14 protein-coding genes are annotated in these 18,719 nt (G+C 64.8%); 8 read left to right on the forward strand and 6 right to left on the reverse strand.

Features of this window, described 5'->3' with window-relative positions:
* From J0W34_RS00555 to J0W34_RS00575, 5 genes are all read left to right on the forward strand, one after another.
* Positions 1 to 993: an aromatic/alkene monooxygenase hydroxylase subunit beta gene (locus tag J0W34_RS00555; protein WP_230970274.1), complete on the forward strand. Its 993-nt coding sequence runs from the start codon at positions 1 to 3 to the stop codon at positions 991 to 993.
* 9 nt (positions 994 to 1,002) lie between these two features.
* Positions 1,003 to 1,272 (forward strand): MmoB/DmpM family protein, encoded by a 270-nt coding sequence (locus tag J0W34_RS00560; RefSeq protein WP_227818052.1) that lies wholly within the window; start codon positions 1,003 to 1,005, stop codon positions 1,270 to 1,272.
* A 33-nt stretch (positions 1,273 to 1,305) separates the two neighbouring features.
* Positions 1,306 to 2,859 carry an aromatic/alkene/methane monooxygenase hydroxylase/oxygenase subunit alpha gene (locus J0W34_RS00565; RefSeq protein WP_230970275.1) on the forward strand — a complete coding sequence of 518 codons (1,554 nt, stop codon included), beginning with the start codon at positions 1,306 to 1,308 and terminating at the stop codon, positions 2,857 to 2,859.
* 237 nt (positions 2,860 to 3,096) lie between these two features.
* Positions 3,097 to 3,456: a phenol hydroxylase subunit P4 gene (locus J0W34_RS00570; RefSeq protein ID WP_230970276.1), complete on the forward strand. Its 360-nt coding sequence runs from the start codon at positions 3,097 to 3,099 to the stop codon at positions 3,454 to 3,456.
* Positions 3,457 to 3,469: 13 nt separating this feature from the next.
* Positions 3,470 to 4,525 carry an NADH:ubiquinone reductase (Na(+)-transporting) subunit F gene (locus tag J0W34_RS00575; RefSeq protein ID WP_230970277.1) on the forward strand — a complete coding sequence of 352 codons (1,056 nt, stop codon included), beginning with the start codon at positions 3,470 to 3,472 and terminating at the stop codon, positions 4,523 to 4,525.
* Positions 4,526 to 4,832: 307 nt separating this feature from the next.
* On the opposite strand, the gene J0W34_RS00580 is transcribed toward J0W34_RS00575, so the two are convergent.
* A complete protein-coding gene (locus tag J0W34_RS00580) occupies positions 4,833 to 5,465 on the reverse strand; it encodes an HD domain-containing protein (protein WP_230970278.1) in 633 nt (210 codons plus the stop codon).
* A 97-nt stretch (positions 5,466 to 5,562) separates the two neighbouring features.
* On the opposite strand from J0W34_RS00580, the gene J0W34_RS00585 reads away from it, so the two are divergent.
* A complete protein-coding gene (locus J0W34_RS00585; protein WP_230970279.1) occupies positions 5,563 to 6,453 on the forward strand; it encodes a LysR family transcriptional regulator in 891 nt (296 codons plus the stop codon).
* A gap of 3 nt (positions 6,454 to 6,456) precedes the next feature.
* Positions 6,457 to 7,005, forward strand: a complete 549-nt coding sequence (locus J0W34_RS00590; RefSeq protein WP_230970280.1) for an RNA 2'-phosphotransferase — start codon at positions 6,457 to 6,459, stop codon at positions 7,003 to 7,005.
* A gap of 895 nt (positions 7,006 to 7,900) precedes the next feature.
* Here the strand turns inward: J0W34_RS00590 and J0W34_RS00595 are convergent.
* From J0W34_RS00595 to J0W34_RS00615, 5 genes are all read right to left on the reverse strand, one after another.
* Positions 7,901 to 9,988, reverse strand: a complete 2,088-nt coding sequence (locus tag J0W34_RS00595; RefSeq protein WP_230970281.1) for a multiheme c-type cytochrome — start codon at positions 9,986 to 9,988, stop codon at positions 7,901 to 7,903.
* Between the two features lie 4 nt (positions 9,989 to 9,992).
* Positions 9,993 to 11,753, reverse strand: coding sequence for an arylsulfatase (locus J0W34_RS00600; RefSeq protein WP_230970282.1), 1,761 nt, complete (start codon positions 11,751 to 11,753; stop codon positions 9,993 to 9,995).
* 134 nt (positions 11,754 to 11,887) lie between these two features.
* A complete protein-coding gene (locus tag J0W34_RS00605) occupies positions 11,888 to 13,294 on the reverse strand; it encodes an alginate export family protein (RefSeq protein WP_230970283.1) in 1,407 nt (468 codons plus the stop codon).
* A gap of 324 nt (positions 13,295 to 13,618) precedes the next feature.
* Positions 13,619 to 14,977 carry a sigma-54-dependent transcriptional regulator gene (locus tag J0W34_RS00610; RefSeq protein WP_230970284.1) on the reverse strand — a complete coding sequence of 453 codons (1,359 nt, stop codon included), beginning with the start codon at positions 14,975 to 14,977 and terminating at the stop codon, positions 13,619 to 13,621.
* A complete protein-coding gene (locus J0W34_RS00615) occupies positions 14,952 to 16,973 on the reverse strand; it encodes an ATP-binding protein (protein WP_230970285.1) in 2,022 nt (673 codons plus the stop codon). Before J0W34_RS00615 ends, J0W34_RS00610 begins: the two co-directional genes overlap by 26 nt.
* Positions 16,974 to 17,233: 260 nt before the next feature.
* Between J0W34_RS00615 and J0W34_RS00620 the strand changes: the two genes are divergently transcribed.
* Positions 17,234 to 18,694, forward strand: a complete 1,461-nt coding sequence (locus J0W34_RS00620) for a 2-hydroxymuconic semialdehyde dehydrogenase (protein WP_230970286.1) — start codon at positions 17,234 to 17,236, stop codon at positions 18,692 to 18,694.
* Positions 18,695 to 18,719 lie beyond the last annotated feature (25 nt).

An 18,719-nucleotide genomic window follows, 5' to 3' on the forward strand; every position in this document is an offset into this window, starting at 1 on the left:
ATGCAGATTGACCTTCGAACCGTCAGCATCAAGCCGCTGCGCAACACCTTCGACCACCTGGTGCGCCGCTTCGGCGACAAGCCCGCCTCCCGTTACCAGGAAGGCAGCTACGACATCCAGGCCGATGCCAACCTGCAGTACCGGCCCATGTGGGAGCCGGAGCATGAACTGCACGACCCGGGCCGCACCGCCATCGTCATGGCCGACTGGTATGAGTTCAAGGACCCGCGCCAGTACTACTACGGCACCTACACGCTGACCCGCTCGCGCCAGCAGGAATCGGCCGAGGCCAACTTCGACTTCGTCGAGACCCGTGGTCTGCTCGCCCAGCTTAGCGACGAGGATCGCCAGCTCGTCATTGATGTGCTCATGCCCCTGCGCCATGCCGCCTGGGGCGCCAACATGAACAACACCGGCATGTGTGCCGACGGCTACGGCACGGTGATCACCCAGCCGTGCATGTTCGCCGCCATGGACAACCTGGGCGTGGCCCAGTACCTCACCCGCGTCGGTCTGGCGCTGAACGACACCGAGTCGCTGGTGGCCGGTCGCGACGCCTGGATGAACGACGACATGTGGCAGCCCCTGCGCCGCAATGTGGAAAAGATGCTCGTCACCCGCGACTGGTTCGAACTCATGGTGGCGCAGAACTTCGTGGCCGACGGCCTGCTGTACCCGATGATCTACGAGCAGTTCGTGGACACCCGGCTCAACGCCCGTGGTGGTGCCGGCGTGTCGATGATGTGCGCCTTCATCACCGAATGGAGCAGCGAAATGCGCAAGTGGATCGACTCGGTGATCAAGATCGCCGCGAAGGAATCCGACGCCAACCGCGCGCTGCTGACCCAATGGACCCGCTCCTGGCGCGACCGCAACGTCGAGGCCCTGGCCCCGATTGCCGCCCGGGCCTTCGGTGAAGACGCCACCCACATCCTCGACACCATCACCCACGCCTTCAACGCCCGTGCTGCCAAGCTCGGCCTCGACCTGTGAGCCCCCGCCATGTCTGACGTATTCATTGCCCTGCAAGCCAACGAAGAGAGCCGCTACATCGTCGAGGCCCTGCTCATCGACAACCCCACCGCGGTGGTGGACGAGCAGCCCGCCATGGTCAAGATCAACGTGCCGCACCAGCTGGTGCTCAAGCGCGAAACCATGGAAGAGGTCATCGGCCGCCCCTACGACCTGCAGGAAATGCAGATCAACCTGATCACCCTGTCGGGCCATGTGGATGAAGACGAGGATGAGTTCCGCCTCGCCTGGAACGATTAAGCGCCGCCCTCAGAGAGACAAGGAGTAACCACTATGGATATGCCGGTTAAAAAGAAAAAACTGGGGCTCAAGGAAAAATACGCCCTCATGACCCGTGACCTCGGCTGGGAACCCAGCTACGAGAAGCACGAGGATGTGTTCCCCCTCATCAACTATGAAGGGCTGAAGATTCACGACTGGGAGAAGTGGGAAGACCCCTTCCGCCTGACCATGGATTCGTACTGGAAATACCAGTCCGAGAAAGAGCGCAAGCTGTACGCCATCATCGACGCGTACAACCAGAACAACGGCCACCTCAACGTGACCGACGCGCGCTACATCAACGCCATGAAGGTCTTCCTGTCGGCCGTGCCGTCGCTGGAATACAACGCCCACCGCGGCTTTGCCCGCCTGGGTCGTCACATGGCCGGTGTCGGCCCGCAGGTCGCCTGCCAGATGCAGGCCATCGACGAGCTGCGCCACGCCCAGACCCAGATCCACGCGCTGTCGAACTACAACCGCTTCTACAACGGCTTCCATGACTGGAAGCACATGAACGACCGCCTGTGGTACCTGTCGGTGCCCAAGAGCTTCTTCGAAGACGCCTGCACCAGTGGCCCCTTCGAATTCATCATCGCCATCAGCTTCTCGTTCGAGTACGTGCTGACCAACCTGGTGTTCGTGCCCTTCGTCTCGGGCGCCGCCTACAACGGCGACATGGGCACCATGACCTTCGGCTTCTCCGCCCAGTCCGACGAAGCGCGTCACATGACGCTGGGCCTGGAAGTCATCAAGTTCATGCTCGAGCAGGACCCGGCCAACCTGCCCATCGTGCAGAAGTGGATCGACAAATGGACGTGGCGCGGCGTGCGCCTGCTGACCATCGTCGCCATGATGATGGACTACATGCTGCCCAAGCGCGTCATGAGCTGGAAGGAAGCCTGGGAGATCTACTTCGAAGAGAACGGCATGAGCCTGTTCAAGGATCTGGCCCGCTACGGCGTGAAGGTGCCGGACTGCGTCGAGCAGATCAAGAAAGAGAAGAACCACATCTCCCACCAGGCGTGGACCACCTTCTACGCCGCCGCACCGATGACCAACTTCCACACCTGGGTGCCGAGCGACGAAGAACTCGACTGGCTCTCCGAGAAGTACCCGGAGACCTTTGACCAGTACTACCGCCCGCGCTTCGAGTTCTTCCGCGAACAGGCCGAAAAGGGCGAGCGTTTCGTGAACCCCAACCTGCCGCAGCTGTGTCAGGTGTGCCAGATCCCCATGCTGTTCACCGAGCCCGACGAGCCGACCCAGACCGCCTACCGCCAGAGCGAGCACAAGGGCGAGAAGTACCACTTCTGCTCCGACCACTGCCAGCACATCTTCGACGACGAGCCAGAGAAATACGTCGAAGCCTGGCTGCCGGTGCACCAGATCATGCAGGGCAACTGCTTCGCCGAAGGCGCCGACCCGACCTCGCCGGACTTCAACCCCATCGCCTCGGTGCTGGACTGGTGGCACATCGAGAACGGCCGGGACAACGGCGACTTCGCCGGCTCCGAGGACGAGAAGAACTTTGCCCAGTGGCGCGGCATGGCCACGTCCAACAACTGATTGAACGGGGGGAGATCGGCGAGTGCCGGTGACGTGACAGACACCCTCCCCTTCAAGGGGAGGGCCGGGGTGGGGATGGGTTTCAACGGTGGCAACGAACACCCAATCCCCCTCCCGACCTCCCCCTTGAAGGGGGAGGGGTTACAGCGCAAAGCCCGCAACCCGTAGGGCGGAAGCGCGCCACCGGCGCACCACCCGCCGCCCCACCCAACACCCAACACGCTTCAGGAGTCAGACATGTCTGTTCGATCCATTCGCCCCTTCGAGCCCGTCGTCAAGGACGCGGCCGAAAACTTCCACGGCATGCAGGTGGTGTACCTCTGCTGGGACAAGCACCTGATGTTCTATGCCCCCATCGCCAAGATGCTGCCGCCGACCCTGACCTTCGGCCAGCTCATCGACGCCGAGATCACCCCGGCCTACAGCCGCCACCCTGACTTCGCCAAGATCGACTGGTCCGCCGTGCAGTGGAGCAAGGACGGCGAAGCCTTCACCCCGGCGCTGGACAAGTCCCTGCGTGAGAACGGCATCACCCACAAGACCGCCATCCACTTCAACACGCCGGGCCTCAACGGCATCAACGGCAGCGGCTTCTGAGGCGGGTAGTGGCATGACCTACGAACTCACCATTGAACCGCTCGGCCAGACCATCGAGATCGAGGAAGGCCAGACCATTCTCGACGCCGCGCTGCGTGCCGGCATCTACCTGCCCCACGCCTGCTGCCACGGCCTGTGCGCCACCTGCAAGGTGGACATCCTCGATGGCGAGGTGGAGCACGGCGAGGCCTCCAGCTTCGCGCTCATGGACTTCGAGCGCGACGAGGGCAAGTGCCTCGCCTGCTGCGCCACGGTGGAAGGCGACATCACCATCGAAGCCGACATCGAAGAAGACCCGGACGCCCGCAACCTGCCGGTGCAGGACTACGACGGCGAAGTCACCCGCATCGAGTCGCTGACGCCGACCATCAAGGGCGTGTGGATCAAGCTCGACCACCCCGTCGAGTTCCAGGCCGGCCAGTACGTGAACCTGGCACTGCCGGGCGACATCGGCACCCGCGCCTTCTCCGTTGCCAGCGCCCCGTCCACCGACGGTGAGGTGGAACTCAACATCCGCATCGTCCCCGGCGGCAAGGGCACCACCTACGTGCACGAAGAACTCAAGGCCGGCGACCGCCTGAGCATCACCGGCCCCTACGGTCGCTTCTTCGTGAAGAAGTCCGCCAACATGCCCATGATCTTCATGGGCGGAGGCTCCGGCCTTTCCAGCCCGCGCTCGATGATCCTCGACCTGCTCGAAGAAGGCTGCGAACTGCCCATCACCCTGGTCTATGGCCAGCGCAACCGCGACGAGCTCTACTACCACGACGAATTCGTCGCCCTGGCGGCAAAGCACCCCAACTTCACCTACGTGCCCGCCCTGTCGGACGAGCCCGAAGGCTCGGACTGGGACGGCTTCCGCGGCTACGTGCACGACGCCGCCAAGGCCCATTTCGACAACGACTTCCGCGACCACAAGGCCTACCTGTGCGGCCCCCCGCTCATGATCGACGCCTGCATCACCACCCTCATGCAGGGCCGCCTCTTCGAACGCGACATCTACACCGAGAAGTTCATCTCGGCTGCCGATGCGCAGCAGGTGCGAAGTCCTTTGTTCAAGGCGATCTGACGAAGAAGCCCGCGAAAGCGGGCTTCTGCCATTTCGGGTCAATCAATCTCAGACCCCGTAAGAGAAGCCAAAGGCGCCATCCGCCGATCCAGTCCCTCCGAGAAGTGCCTTCTTACAGCGCGTGACACGCAACGGCGGATACCTGACTCAGGCGACTGGTTCCAATTAATTCCGTCGATGTCATTCAAGACAGTCCGCTTTCGATGGGCTGTCCGCTGGAAACCCCTTAGGATCTGAACGGAGAGGCTTGATGAGATTGCTGATTCTGGAGCTAATGTTGTTTAGTCGTTTGGCGATCCGGGTCGCTTCAACGTGAATCCGACCATTCCATCCGCCGATCCTGCCCGGCCTCGGGCAGCGAGGAGACGACACCCTCACGAATCAGGGAGTTCTCGAACCACCTCACGTGGTCAATTGACTCATCATCGCTGACCGGACGGCGGTAAGCGTTATCGGCGCGATGGAAGAGAATTAGCAGTCGGGTATCCAGACCGTCGCGACCGAACTCTTCACGGAATTTCTCCCGGCGCTCGGGTGTCCATCGAGCGGCCGACCACTGCCCGGACTTGTCCTGCATCTTGCGCCAGTGGCTGTAGGCCCTGTCGTTGGAGAGGATCACCTGGACAAGCCGGTCCGGGGCGCCAAGATCCGAAGCGATTCGTGCAGAAATCACGCTGTGCGAGTCGCCCGAAAGCCGTCCGTTTTCGTAACAGGTGTCGGGCTTCCCGATATCGTGCAGATAGCACAGAGCCACGAGTGCCCAGTAGTCCTCGTCATCGGCATACCAGCCATCCACGAATGGCCGCACTTGTTCCAGCACATGCCGGCCCACACTGCCCTCCGGATGCCCGGGGCGAACATGGCCCCAGTCTTTGGCGCGTAGCCACTGCGGCGAGCGCATGATGTGCTCGACCCAATCCTTTCCCTGCATATTCTTCATGTTGTTCTCCTAGCGAGTGGAGCGCATGGTAGGCTGCTCAGAGATATGAAAAAACTAGTTAATATTGAAGAGCTATAAGGTGTATGGATAGTTGATCATGCTGCGAGCAGACCACCTCAATCTCGAGGCCATCCAGGCATTTGCCGTGTTCTCCGACAGCCTGAATTTCACCAAGGCGGCCCAGACCCTGCATATTTCGCAGCCAGCCCTGCACGCAAAGATCCGCAAGCTCGAGTCGCAGATGTCTTTGCCCCTATACGTGCGCGAGGGCCGCGTGTTACGGCTCACGCCGCAGGGAGAGCAGGTTGCGCGATTCGGTCGGGAACTGAGCGAACGGGCCCAACGATTCTGCGATTCAGCCAATGGCGTCGCGCAACGACCCATTACACTCGCTGCGGGTGAGGGGGCGTACATGTACCTGCTCGGTGCGGGCATACAGGCGTTTCTGTCGCACCAGCAGACAAGGCTTTCGCTTGTGACCGCCAATCGTGAACGGTCGATTCAGTGGGTCCGCGAAGGGCGGGCGCTGCTCGGCGTCGCACCCTTGGAGACTGTTCCGGACGACATCGAGGCCATGCCCTTGTCGGTCGTTGGCCAGATCGTTGTGGCCAACCGTGCGCATCCCCTGGCAAAGCGGCGTTCGGTTGAACTGCAGGATCTCGCCGGATGCGCCCTCATCGTGCCGCCCGAAGGCCGACCCCATCGACACATGCTCGGCCAGACCCTGCAATCGGCTGGGGTCCCCTGGTCGGTCGCGGTTGAAGCCTCAGGGTGGGAGCTGATGATGCGCTTCGTGCAGTTCGGAGTCGGGCTCGCCATCGTGAATGCGTGCTGTACGGTCCCCAAGGAACTGAAGCGTCTGCCCATATCGGGCTTTCCGATGATTCACTACCATCTGTTTCATTTGAGGGGCTCTGTCCTCAGTGCCCAGGCCAGGCAGCTGTGCGAGGATCTTCGTCAGCATGCAAACACGTGGGTGCAGAACTAAACCATGGATATCAAGGCGCTGAAGAGATTGAGCAAACAGATGTCGTGGGCGCTGAGACATGCTGCCCACGAGGTCGGACTTGTCGTGGATCCCGATGGCTACGTCCTGATCGATGACTTGCTGCCCTGCCTGCAACGCGATCTGCCATGGGCCACACGCACCTCGCTCGAACAGGTGGTTGCCACAGTGGAAACCGACAAGCAGCGCTTCTCCATTGACGGGGACTGGATTCGAGCCAACTACGGCCATTCACTCGATCGGCAGATCGAGTACCCGCAAGGCGAACCGCCCGCTGTGCTCTACCACGGGACCAGCGAAGCTGCGCTGGGCGAGGTCATGCGAGCCGGCCTCCTGCCCATGAGTCGACAATACGTTCACCTGACCACAGACCGGCGCCTGGCCACTCGTGTCGGTGCTCGCCACGGCAAGCCGGTGGTGCTACGTGTTGATACCAAAGCCGCGATCCGAGATGGAATCGTGTTCTTTCAGGCGAACCCGGTGTTCTGGCTGGTCGCTGCCTTGCCGGCCATGTACCTGGCCGGTGAATCTTGATCGAGTTCTCGGGGCGGCTGGGGTTGGTTTGATCGGGCTGCGTCCCATGCGCGAGCTCTAATCCTGGATTTCCTCCCTGCTCAGAGAGTTGTAGCCAAGCCATAAGGCCAACCCCGGGGCGAGTTCGCCAGAGATGCTATGCGCCGACCCGGAGTCTCCGCGACGTGTAGCTCCGGATGATGACGACCGATTCGTGGCATTGGGGCGGGAAAGATCGCCATAGAGGCTCCTAAGCCGGCGATTTGTCAGGCATGAGGAGCTTCCAGTGCGACCATGAAAGCGGAAAATGGGTTTGGTCGATTTCTGGATACTCCGACCGGAGGTGTGGCAGTCTGAAGACAGTTCACCGGGCAAGGGGCGCTCGAGACGTCGCTTCTTGGGCTCATTTCAGCTGAGGACTTGGCAATGGATAAAAAAATGTTGATCACGGCAGTGTTTGTACTCGCCATCTTTGTATTTATCGGTGTTGCAAACAAAATTGGGCTAACGAAACTACTTTTGGGGTGAGGCAGTCGAAGCCGTAACGCACCATCGTGCGTCTCAAGTCGGGACTCCGTTGTTGATTGAATACCTAGTCAAGCGCCAACGGCCTGCTTTCGAAATCGCCACTCGACCTCGGGCGGCGTTCGGTTTTCCGCCGCCGTTCGGTGCGTTCCAGCTTCGCCTGACGCTTCCTACGTGACGTCATGAAAGACCGCTCAGACCGGCTGTGTCGATGTTGGCTGTCCGCGTTGAGGCTAAGCAGCCATAGTTGCTTTGGTATCAATTGGCGCCGCCGGATGGCAAGTGCCCACGCCCGAGATCAAAGGGCTCGACGAATTCATTCTCGGTCAGACCATCGCGAGCGCCACTGGCGCGGCACCGACTGGCCAAAACTCATGCATCGGCGAAACCGTCATTCCCGCGCCCCCGCACCGGCCCGCGCCAGATAGCGCTCCACCGCATCCAGATTCCTCTGTGCCTGCGCATGGCCGGGCATCAGCCTGACGGCTTCGCGCAGCTCACGGGCTGCCGTTTCCCATTGGGCTTGCTGGCCGGCCAGCAGGCTGAGGGCCAGGTGCAGTTGGCCGGGTGCCGGGGATTGCGCGAGACCGGCGCGTAGCAGTTCAAGCGCTTCGTCGGTCCGTTCAGTGGCCGAGAGCAGGGCGGCGAGGCCGAGGCGGGCGTTCTGCAGGGCGGGTTCGCGCTCGAGGGCGCGTCGGTAGTGTGTCTCCGCGCTGGCGACGTCGCGTTGTGCGAGGGCGATGGCGGCCATGTCGAGCTGGACGCTGGGTATGTCGGCCATGGCCTGTCGGGCGGTTGTCAGCTCGGCCATGGCGGCCCGGCGCGGGGCGACCGATGCCGGTTCAAGGCGGCTGTCGGGCAGGTCGACCAGGCCCCGGGCGGCGGTGATACGCACGCCCCGGCGCGGGTCGGTGAGCAATGGTGGCAGCTGGCCCAGGCGCTCTTCGGCGGGGCGCGCTGCGACGGCCGCCGCCGCAGCCACACGAACCGCCGGGTCCGGGTCATTCAGTGCGGTGGCGGGCACCGGGCCGGGGTTCTGGTCGGCCCAGGTCTCCAGCGCCGTGGCGCGGACGATGGCGGGCTGGGTGGTGTCGCGGATCAGGGCGGCGAGCCGGGGGAGGGCGGCCACGTCACCCCGGCGGGCCGCTGCAAGCACTTCGCCATAGTGTTCGGGGCGGTTCCGTTTGCCATGATGGCGTTCGATGGCCGCTTCGGCCCATTCGGGCGGTTTGTCGGCGTGGCAGTGCTGGCAGGCGTTGGGGGTGCCAAGCGTGCGGGTCAGGTCCGGGCGCGGAATGCGGATGGCGTGGTCGCGCCGGGCATGGACCACCATGTAGTTCTGGCTCGGCATGTGGCATTCAACGCACTGGCTGCCGGGGCTGCCCGCAGTGTGGAAGTGATGTGCCGGCGTGTCGTAGTCCTTGGGTTTCAGGCCGCTGAAACGTGCGGTGTCGGGGGCCGGCTGATGGCATTGCAGGCACAGCGCATTGCCCGGGGCGCGCAAGCGGCCGCTGTGGGGTTCATGGCAGCTGGTGCAGGCGACGCCGGCCTGATACATGCGGCTCTGGCGGTATGAGCCGTACTCGAAGACTTCGTCCCGCTGCTGACCGTCGGAATGATAGAGGTCGGCGCGTAGGTTGTCGGGGACGAAGTTGTCGAGCAGGGGCGTGCCGGGGGTGGTCTCTTCGAGCAGCCGGCTGCGTCGGGCGTGGCAGGCGGCGCATTGGTCCACCTGGGCAGGGGCGCCGGACCGATCGGCGAAGAGGGCCTGGTTGGTGGTGCGCACCGGGGGTGTGCTCGATGCACTCGCTCCGGCGGCGGAGGCAGTGGCCGCGAGGGCGCGCGCGCTGTCCACATGGGCCCGACCACCCCCGTGGCAGGCCTGGCAGCCGACGTTCGGTGCTGCCCAGGTGGTGCGATAGGTGTCTTCGCGGTCGTCGTAGCCCTTGCGGTAGGCGGTGGTGTGGCACTCGCCGCACATCATGTTCCAGTTCTGGTAGCGGCCGGTCCAGTGCAGATTGGAGCCCGGCGGGACGGCGCCGTCCGGGTGAAGGGAAAACCACTGTTGGCGTTCGGTGTCCCAGGCGAGGGTGAAGGCCTGCAGGCGTCCGCCGGCCTGGGGCAGCAGCACCTGTTGCAGTGGGCGGACGCCGAAGGTGTATTCGACCGGTCGTTCGGCGCTGCGGCCCGTGGCGTCTTCGGTGTGGACAAAAAAGCGCCCGTTGCGCTGCTCGAAGCGGGCCTGCTCGCCGCCGCGGGCGAACCGGGCCTGGCTGAAGTCGCCCAGCACGGTCTGCGGTGTTGCCGGGGCCATGGCGTGGGCGTGTTTCGAGTCGCGCCAGCCTTCGCCCTGTGCGACATGGCAGGCCAGGCATTCGCCGTCGGCGACATGGTCAGGGCGTGGCCCCGCCTGCGGCGCGGCGGCCAGGGCCGCCGGTACCGCAAGCACCGTCAGGACAAATCGACACAGGGCGTGCATGCGCCTATCTTGCCGTGCGCGGGGTCAGATTGGCTTCGAATTCCAGATCCTCGTAGTAGTTGCGCGAGTTGCTGTAACCCGGTCGCTCGGCCAGACCCGGCAGCTCCAGCGTGCCGGTCTTGCGCACGTAGTCCTTCCAGGCGGCCAGCATTTCGCCGAGCTTCTGCGGGTGGGCGGCGGCCAGGTCGTTCAGTTCGGTGCGGTCGTCGGCCAGGTTGTACAGCTCCCACTGGCCCGAGCCCCAGGGCGGGTTGGCGTAGACGATTTTCCAGTCGCCCTTGCGCAGTGCCTTGCGGCCACCGAGTTCCCACCCCATGGCGTCGTCCTTGCCATGGACGGCATCGGCCTCGCCGCGCAGGTAGGGCAGCATCGATTTGCCCTCCAGCGGCACCACGGTGTGACCCTCATGGGTGCTCGGGTAGCGGGCGCCGGCCAGTTGATACACCGTCGGCGCGATGTCGGTCACGCGGAGCACTTCGCGCTTGACCGCGCCCTGCTTCATGCCCGGCCCCCAGGCAATGGCCGGCACGGTGATGCCGCCCTCGTAGACATAGGCCTTGTACAGGTGGAACGGGGTGGCGCTCACCTGGGCCCATCCGGGCCCGTATTCGGCGAAGGAACCGGGCAGGCCGAGGTTGGCCGTGCTGTTGTCCATGACCTTGCGGATCCACTCGCGGGTGCGCGCCACGTCATAGACCGAGTTGCCGTCGGCACCGTTGTCGGAGAGGAAGAAGATGTAGGTGTTGTCCAGCTCGCCGCTACGCTTGAGATAGTCCAGCATGCGACCGATGTTGCGGTCCATGCGGTCCACCATGGCGGCATACACCGCCATGCGGCGGGCTTCCGAGCGCTTCTGTTCGGGGGTCAGGGTGTCCCACTTTGGCCACACCGGATTGCCCGGATAGGCGGCGGTCTGCTCACCGACGATGCCCAGCGTGCGCATGCGCTCGAGGCGCTCTTTGCGCAGGGCCTCGTAGCCGGCCTTGTAGCGATCTTCGTACTTCTTGATGTCCACCTCTGGCGCCTGAAGTGGCCAGTGCGGGGCGGTGTAGGCCAGGTAGGCGAAGAACGGCTTGCCGGTGTCCTTGCCGGTCTCGAGATAGTCGATCAGCTTGTCGGTGTAGAAGTCCGAAGAGTAGAAATCCTTCGGAATGTTCACCTGCTGGCCGTTCTCGCGGTAGACGGCCATGGGCGTCTTGTCGGGGTTGCCGGCAATGACGCCGAGCTGGTCGCCGAAGTGGCTGGCGCCGCCCTGGACCATGGCGTAGGACTGCTCGAACCCGCGCGCCGCGGGGCTGAATTCCTCCGGTACGCCCAGGTGCCATTTTCCGGTCATGGCGGTACGGTAGCCGGCGCCCTTGAGCACTTCGGCCATGGTGACGACCCGATTGTTCAGGTGCCCTTCATAGCCGGGCTTGCCGCGCTGCTCGGCGACCAGCAGTTCGCCCATGTCGCCGAAGCCGGCCAGGTGGTTGTCGCTGCCCGACATGAGCATGGCACGGGTGGGCGAGCAGAACGGGGAGGCGTAGAACTGCGTCATCGTCACGCCTTCCTGGGCCAGGGTGTCGAGGTTGGGGGTGGCGATTTCGCCCCCGAAGCGGCCGATGTCGGAGTAGCCCAGATCGTCGGCCACGACGATCAGGATGTTGGGGCGCTTCTGCGGTGCCGCCTGGGCGATGGCCGCCTGGCAGAGTCCGGTGAGGGCGGCCAGCCCGAGGCACAGGCTGCGGGCCAGTCGGGTCGAGTGTCGTGGGGTGTTTGTCATGTGTGTCTCCTGTGGCCGACGGCCCCTGCGGCGGGGCGTCGGCGTGCGTGTCGTATCTGGGTGTCCCGTTGAAGGGCGGTCAATGAAAGGGCTCGGGGGGCGCGGCCATCGGGGCGGCGGCGCTTCCTGTTCGATCAGAAGCTGGCCGAGATGCGGAATTCGGCGCTGCGAACGTCCTTGCCGCCGGCCTGCTTGATGGCGTCATCCACCGCGTAATGCTGCAGATCGAGGTCGATGGCGATGTTCTGGCTCGGGGTCCAGCGCCCGCCGACCAGGTAGGCGGTGCCGATAGCCCGTTCGTCGTTGCCGCGTGTGCCAGCCACCGGGCGCAGGCCCGGCAGATAGACGAAATCGTCGGTGCTCTGGCGCCAGCTCTTCAGCACTTCCATGTGCACGTAGGTCGTGGGCGTCGGCGAGAGAATGAACGAGGGGCCGGTCAGGATGATGTTGGACTGGGTGGTCACGCCGGCAATGCCGTACTCCCCGTTCTTGGGGTACAGACCGTCGAAGGTTCTGCTGGTCGAGCCGGTGGGTTTGCCGCCGCTGCCCACGTCGAAGTGGACCCCCAGCGCGGCCTTGAAGGGGGTGTCGAGCTTGTACTGGGTGAGGCTGCGGATCCCCCAGGCGCTGATGTCGCGGTCGGCGTGCTCGCCGGCCTGGGCCATGACGTCCCAGGTCCACTTGTACTTTTCGGTGTTGCCGAAGTAGCGCACGCCTACGGTGTGCCGGTCTTCTTCGCCGGCCACGCCCTGGAAGAGGCGCGATTCGATATGGCGGGTGAAGGCATAGACGTCGAGCGCCGTGCCTGTGCTCAGCGGCAGGGTGCCGTAAGCGCCGTAGATCTGGGTGTCCTCATCGGCGCGGTTGTTCATGGCGCCGTCTTCATAAACGATGGGTTGAAGCGCGACCAGATCGAGGCGTTTGCCGTCCCGGGCCTTGACGGTGCCGCGCACGCCGTCAAAGGCGAGGCGCACGTTGCGCAAATCGCCGATGTTGAACAGGGCGCCCTGGCCGAACAGGATCTCCTGGCGACCGACCCGCACCGTGCTGCGGGTATCGCCGAGCGTGAAGTTCACATCGACGAAGGCCTGGGCCACATCGGTGCCGTTACCGTCGCGTGGTGTCGGCAGCTTGGCGCCCCAGGTGCTGGTGTTCTGCATCTGCAGGAAGGCTCGCACCGCGTCGTCGAACAGGTGAAGATCCGCATGCAGCTGGAGGCGCTGCATCATGAAGGAATCGTCCTTGAACGGGCCAAGGGCGAAGTCCGGGTTGGTGATGGTGCGGTGGGTGTAGCGCATGTCGCCGCCGAGCACCAGCCAGGCCGAGGGCCCCAGATCGTGAAAGCGCACCGCATCGAGCGGTTCGGTCCGTCGCGCCGGGTCCTTGAGAAAGCGGTAATCGGCGGCCCAGCGTGAGGGGCCTTGCGGCAGGGGCCGGGGGGATTCGGGCGGGTTGGCGGATTGGGCCTGAGCGGTGGCGGGCAGGGTGGCGCCGGCGAGCGAGATCGCGCCGGCGGCCAGTGCGATGGCCGTCTTGTACATGGTTGTCTCCAATGTTGTTTTCTCTTTCTTGTGTTGCCGCGGGCGCTCCGGTCATCGAGTGACGCGGCGCTCGCGGTGGAGAGCTATTGCAACCGACGTGCCAGCCCGCCGGCGTCCATGACAACGGAATTCAAGGGGTGGTGCGCCTGCCCTGAAAGCCGTAAAAATCTCGATATTTTTGATTGAAAGGAAAAATGCGGGCGTCAGCGGCGCGGGTCGCTTCGGCCGGCCGGACTGGTCAAAAATCGACCGCCCGGTGCGGACGGGTGGGCAAAATCTGCCCGGCCCCGGCCCCGGCCCCGGCCCCGGGCCCGGGGATGGGGTTCAGTCGGTGAGTTTGTTGCGCAGGGTCGCCCGGGTGACGCCGAGCAGACTGGCCGCCTGTGTCTTGTTGCCGCCGCACAGGTAGAGCACGTGCTCGATGTATTCGCCCTCGATCTCGCTGAGCGGGCGAATCGTGTCGGGGTCGGCGGCCCAGGCCGGGGCGCCGGGTGTCCGCTCGTCATGCAGCTCCCGCGGCAGGTGGGTGCTGCTGATGGTGCCGCCGCCGGACAGAATCGCGGCTCGCTCCATCACGTTGCGCAGCTCGCGGATATTGCCCGGCCACGGGTAGGAGAGCAGCAGGGGCGGCACTTCGGGGGCGATGGCGGGCACGTCGATGCCGATCTCAGGGGCCACCTGCTCGAGAAAATGCCGCGCCAGGGTCAGGATGTCCTGCTGCCGGTCGCGCAGGGGCGGGATGTCGATGGCCGCCACATTCAGGCGGAAGTAGAGATCCTCGCGGAAGCTGCCGTCCTGGATCATGGCGCGCAGGTCGCGATGGGTAGCGGCGACGAAGCGCACGTCGACGCTGATCTCGGTCTGCCCGCCCAGGCGGCGGAAGCGTTGGGTTTCGAGTACGCGTAGCAACTTGGGCTGCAGGGCCGGCGCCAGATCGCCGATCTCGTCGAGAAACAGCGTGCCCCCATCGGCCAGTTCGAGCAGGCCCCGCTTGGTGTGCTTGGCGTCGGTGAAGGCGCCGCGCTCATGGCCGAACAGTTCGGATTCGAGCAGGCCCTCGGGGAGCGAGGCGCAATTGAGCGTCACCCAGGGGCCGTCGGCCCGCATCGAGCGCTGATGGATGGTGTGGGCGATCTTCTCCTTGCCCACGCCCGACTCGCCCCGGATCAGCACCGGCACCTTGCCGGCGGCGGCCACCTTGTGGGTGGTCTCCAGCATGTCGAGGAAGACGGCGGTGCCGCCACGCAGCTCGTCGGCGCTGGCGCTGCGGGCCTGTGCCCGACGCCATGCCACCTCGTGGCGCAGCTGTCGCGTCTCGAGTGCGCGCCGGATCAGCTCGCGCAGGTCCTCCAGATCGAAGGGCTTGTTGATGTAATCGTAGGCTCCGGCCTTCAGGCTGGCGACGGCGGTGCGCACCTCCGGATAGGCGGTCATGACGATGAACAGGGGCGCGCTGCCGGCCGCATCGTCCGCATCCACGCTGGCGCCCAGCACGTCGAGCCCGCCCATGTCGGGCAGATGCAGGTCGAGCAGGGTGAGCGCGTAGCGGTGCGTGCGCAGTTGCGCGAGCGCGGCGGCGCCGGTGCCCACGGCCTCGACCTCGAAACCCAGGCGTTTGAGGAAGCGGGCCACCGTGCTGCGCAGGGTGTCGTCGTCTTCAACGAGCAGAATCGATTGCGTCATGGACTTGGATGGCGATGGGCCAGTGCAGGACGACCCGGGTACCCCGCCCCGGTTCGCTGTGGATGGAAATCTTGCCGCCGTGATCCTCGACGATCTTGCGCACGATGGGCAAGCCCAGGCCGCTGCCTTCGCGGCGTGTGGTGAAGAAGGGCTCGAAGATGCGGGCCAGCAGGTCGGGGGCGATGCCGGGGCCGGTGTCGGTCACGTCGAGTTCGACATGGTCGCGCCCGGGGGTCGCGGCGATGGTGATCGAGCCCCCGTCCGGCTGGACCTGGATGGCGTTCATCACCAGGTTGAGCAGCACCTGCTTGAGCTGGTGCCGGTCGGCCTGCAGCGGCGGCAGGTGATCGAGCTCGCCGACCGTGAACGCGATCTTGCGGCTGGTGGCATCGCGACGCGTCCAGAACAGCACGTCGTCGAGCGCGGCGCGCAAGGCGCATGGCTCCGGCGTGGGTGCATGCTGCGCGGCATAGCCATGGAAGCTGCGCAGAAAGGCCGACAGCCGGTCGATCTCGGATTCGAGCCGGGCCAGATCCTCGCGCGACTCGGTCGAGAGTTCGGGTCCGTATTGCAGCGATTGGGCGACCGCTTTCATGCCCCCCAGCGGGTTGCCGATCTCATGCGCCAGCCCCATGGTCAGTTCGCCCACCGTGGTGAGCTTCTCCATCTGGAACATCTGGCGGTCCAGCTCGCGGCGCTGGTCCTGCAGGGCGCGCCGTTCGAACACGGTGGCCAGTCGCTGGGCGACCAGTTCGAGCATGTCCTGCACCTGGGCCCGGACGCTTTCGTCATCGGCCTTGTCACCGGCCGGTTCGTAGGCGACGGTGAGGTGGCCGTGGGTCTGGCTTTCCGCCAGCAGAGGGGTGGACAGCTGCCGGGCCGTGTCGGGCGAGGTGCCGGTGGCGAGCTGTTGCCCGTCCCACTGGACCGCCACTGCGGTGGTGTCGGGCCGGGCGAAACCCGAGCGCAAGGCGTTGGCGACATCGTGCAGCATGACGCGCAAGGGGGTGTTCAGGTCTTCGCTGGCCTTGAAGACGGCGTGCAGGCAGGCCTGCTCGCGCACACGCGCCGCGAGGGCGCGCTTGGCCTTCAGCAGGTCGGCCGTGCGTCGCTTGACCGAACGCCGCAGGGTCCACAGCCACACCAGCAGGATCAGCACGGTAAACGCGGTCACCGCCGCCGCCTTGGCCAGATGACGCAGGTAGGCGGGCGGCTCGTCCACCATCGAACCGAGCCAGCGGTCGAATACGGCCTGCCGTGCCTCCGGATCGACCCGGGCATAGCCGGCCGCGATCAGCTCCCGCATGGCATCGTTGCCCTTGAGGACGGCCCAGTGCGCCGTGAGGGTGCGCAGAGGCGGCGAGTGGCGAAACTCCGATGCCTTGCCGGCCCGGTTGAGCAGGTAGGCGGCCTGCTGATCGGGCAGGCAGAACACCTTGATGTCGCCGTTGAGGGCCGCGTCCACAAGGGCGACGAAACTCGGATACGGCGCCAGGTTGAACGAGCCGCCATCCTTGAGTTCGGTCGGGCACACGCCCCCGCGACGCACGCCCACCAGAAAACCGCGCGTGCTTTTCGCGTCCACGATGCCGCTGATGCTCTTGTGGAAGTAGAGCACCAGATTCGAGGGCATGTAGGCGGCCGAGATGTCGAGCCGGTCTTTCTCGACATCGGCGTTGGAGACGAAGTCGATGGCATCGACCTTGCCGGCCAGCAACAGGTCCTTGGCCTCGCGGTAGGTGACCGGGTGAAGCGTCACCTTGATGCCGGTGGCGTCCTGCCACAGGGACCACCGGTCCACCCCGAGCCCCTGGAGTTGACCGTCGGCGTCGCGAAAGACCCAGGGCGGGCTGTTGTCGCTCACCGCGACGGTGATCGAGCGCACGGGCGCGGGGTCGGCGAGGGCCATCTGCACCCAGCACAGCAGGAGCGCCGCAACGAAGCCCCGTCGCAGGGAGCGCTGCCGGATCAGGGACAAGAATGCGGATGTGGGCAATGGCACCTCGGGTCGGCTTGGTGACGCTTCTGGGGGCAAGGGAAGTGGCTGCGAGATCAGCCTGTCGTGGGGCGATCCATGACCGCGCCGCCCTCGCGAGCACACCGGGACAAGGCAGCGCCTTATTCAGGATGCGCCCATCCGGACACGATTATCAACATACAAAAAAGGTATTAAAACGCGAGAAATAAGGTATTGGACGGTATTGGATTGGGTGCCTAGACTGGCTGCATATCGTTCCCACCTCTCCGAATACCGACATGCGTCAGATCGATCACTTCATCAATGGCGGCTTCACCGCCGGCAGCACCGGCAAGCGCTTCGAAAAGCGCTCGCCCCTCGACAACTCGGTGATCACCCGCATTGCCGAAGGCGGCAAGGCCGAGGTGGATGCGGCGGTGAAGGCGGCGCGCAGCGCGCTGCACGGTGACTGGGGTCGCATGACCACGGCCGGCCGTGTCGAGATGCTCCATGCGGTGGCCGACGAGATCACCCGCCGCTTCGACGACTTCGTGCAGGCCGAGATGGAAGACACCGGCCAGCCGGCGCATGTGATGGAGCATGTGTTCATCCCGCGTGGCGCGGCCAACTTCAAGATCTTCGCCGACGTGATCAAGAACGTGCCGACCGAGGCTTTCCAGATGGACACCCCGGATGGCGAAGGTGCGCTCAATTACGCGATTCGCGTGCCCAAGGGCGTGATCGGTGTGATCAGCCCGTGGAATGCCCCCTTCCTGCTCATGACCTGGAAGGTCGGCCCGGCCCTGGCCTGCGGCAATACCGTGATCGTGAAGCCCTCGGAAGAGACCCCGAACACCGCCGCCCTGCTGGGCGAGGTGATGAACGCGGTCGGCGTGCCCGCCGGCGTTTATAACGTGGTCAACGGCTTTGGCCCGCAGTCGGCCGGTGAGTACATCACCAGCCATCCGGGTGTGGATGCCATCACCTTCACGGGTGAAACCCGTACCGGCACGGCGATCATGAAAGCCGCCGCCGAAGGCACCCGTGACGTGTCCTTCGAGATGGGTGGCAAGAACGCCGGCATCGTGTTCGCCGATTGCGATTTCGACGCCGCGGTCGAAGGCGTCTTCCGCTCCGCCTTCCTCAACAGTGGTCAGGTCTGCCTGGGCACCGAGCGGGTCTATGTGGAGCGCCCGATCTTCGACAAGTTCGTCACTGCGCTCAAGGCCAAGGCAGAGTCGGTGAAATTCGGCCGCCCGCGCGACGCCGGTGCCAACTACGGCCCGCTGATCAGCAAGGAGCACCAGCAGAAGGTGCTCTCCTACTACAAGAAGGCGGTCGATGAAGGCGCCACCCTTGTCACCGGCGGTGGCGTGCCCGAGATGGGCGGCGAGCTGGCCGAGGGCAACTGGGTGCAGCCGACCATCTGGACCGGCCTGCCCGAGACCGCCTCGGTGGTGCGCGAAGAGATCTTCGGCCCCTGCTGCCACATCCGTCCCTTCGACAGCGAAGACGAAGTGGTGAATCTGGCCAACAACACCGACTACGGCCTGTCGACCACCATCTGGACCACAAACCTCGCGCGCGCCCACCGCATGGCGGCCCGTGTCGACGTAGGCATCACCTGGATCAACAGCTGGTTCCTGCGCGACCTGCGCACCGCTTTCGGCGGCTCCAAGCAGTCGGGTATCGGCCGTGAGGGTGGCGTTCACTCTCTCGAGTTTTACACCGAACTACGCAACGTCTGCATCAAGCTATGAATAAAGCTACTGCGCGCCCCGATCT

It is taken from the genome of Nitrogeniibacter aestuarii (assembly GCF_017309585.1).
GTDB classification, from domain to species: domain Bacteria; phylum Pseudomonadota; class Gammaproteobacteria; order Burkholderiales; family Rhodocyclaceae; genus Nitrogeniibacter; species Nitrogeniibacter aestuarii.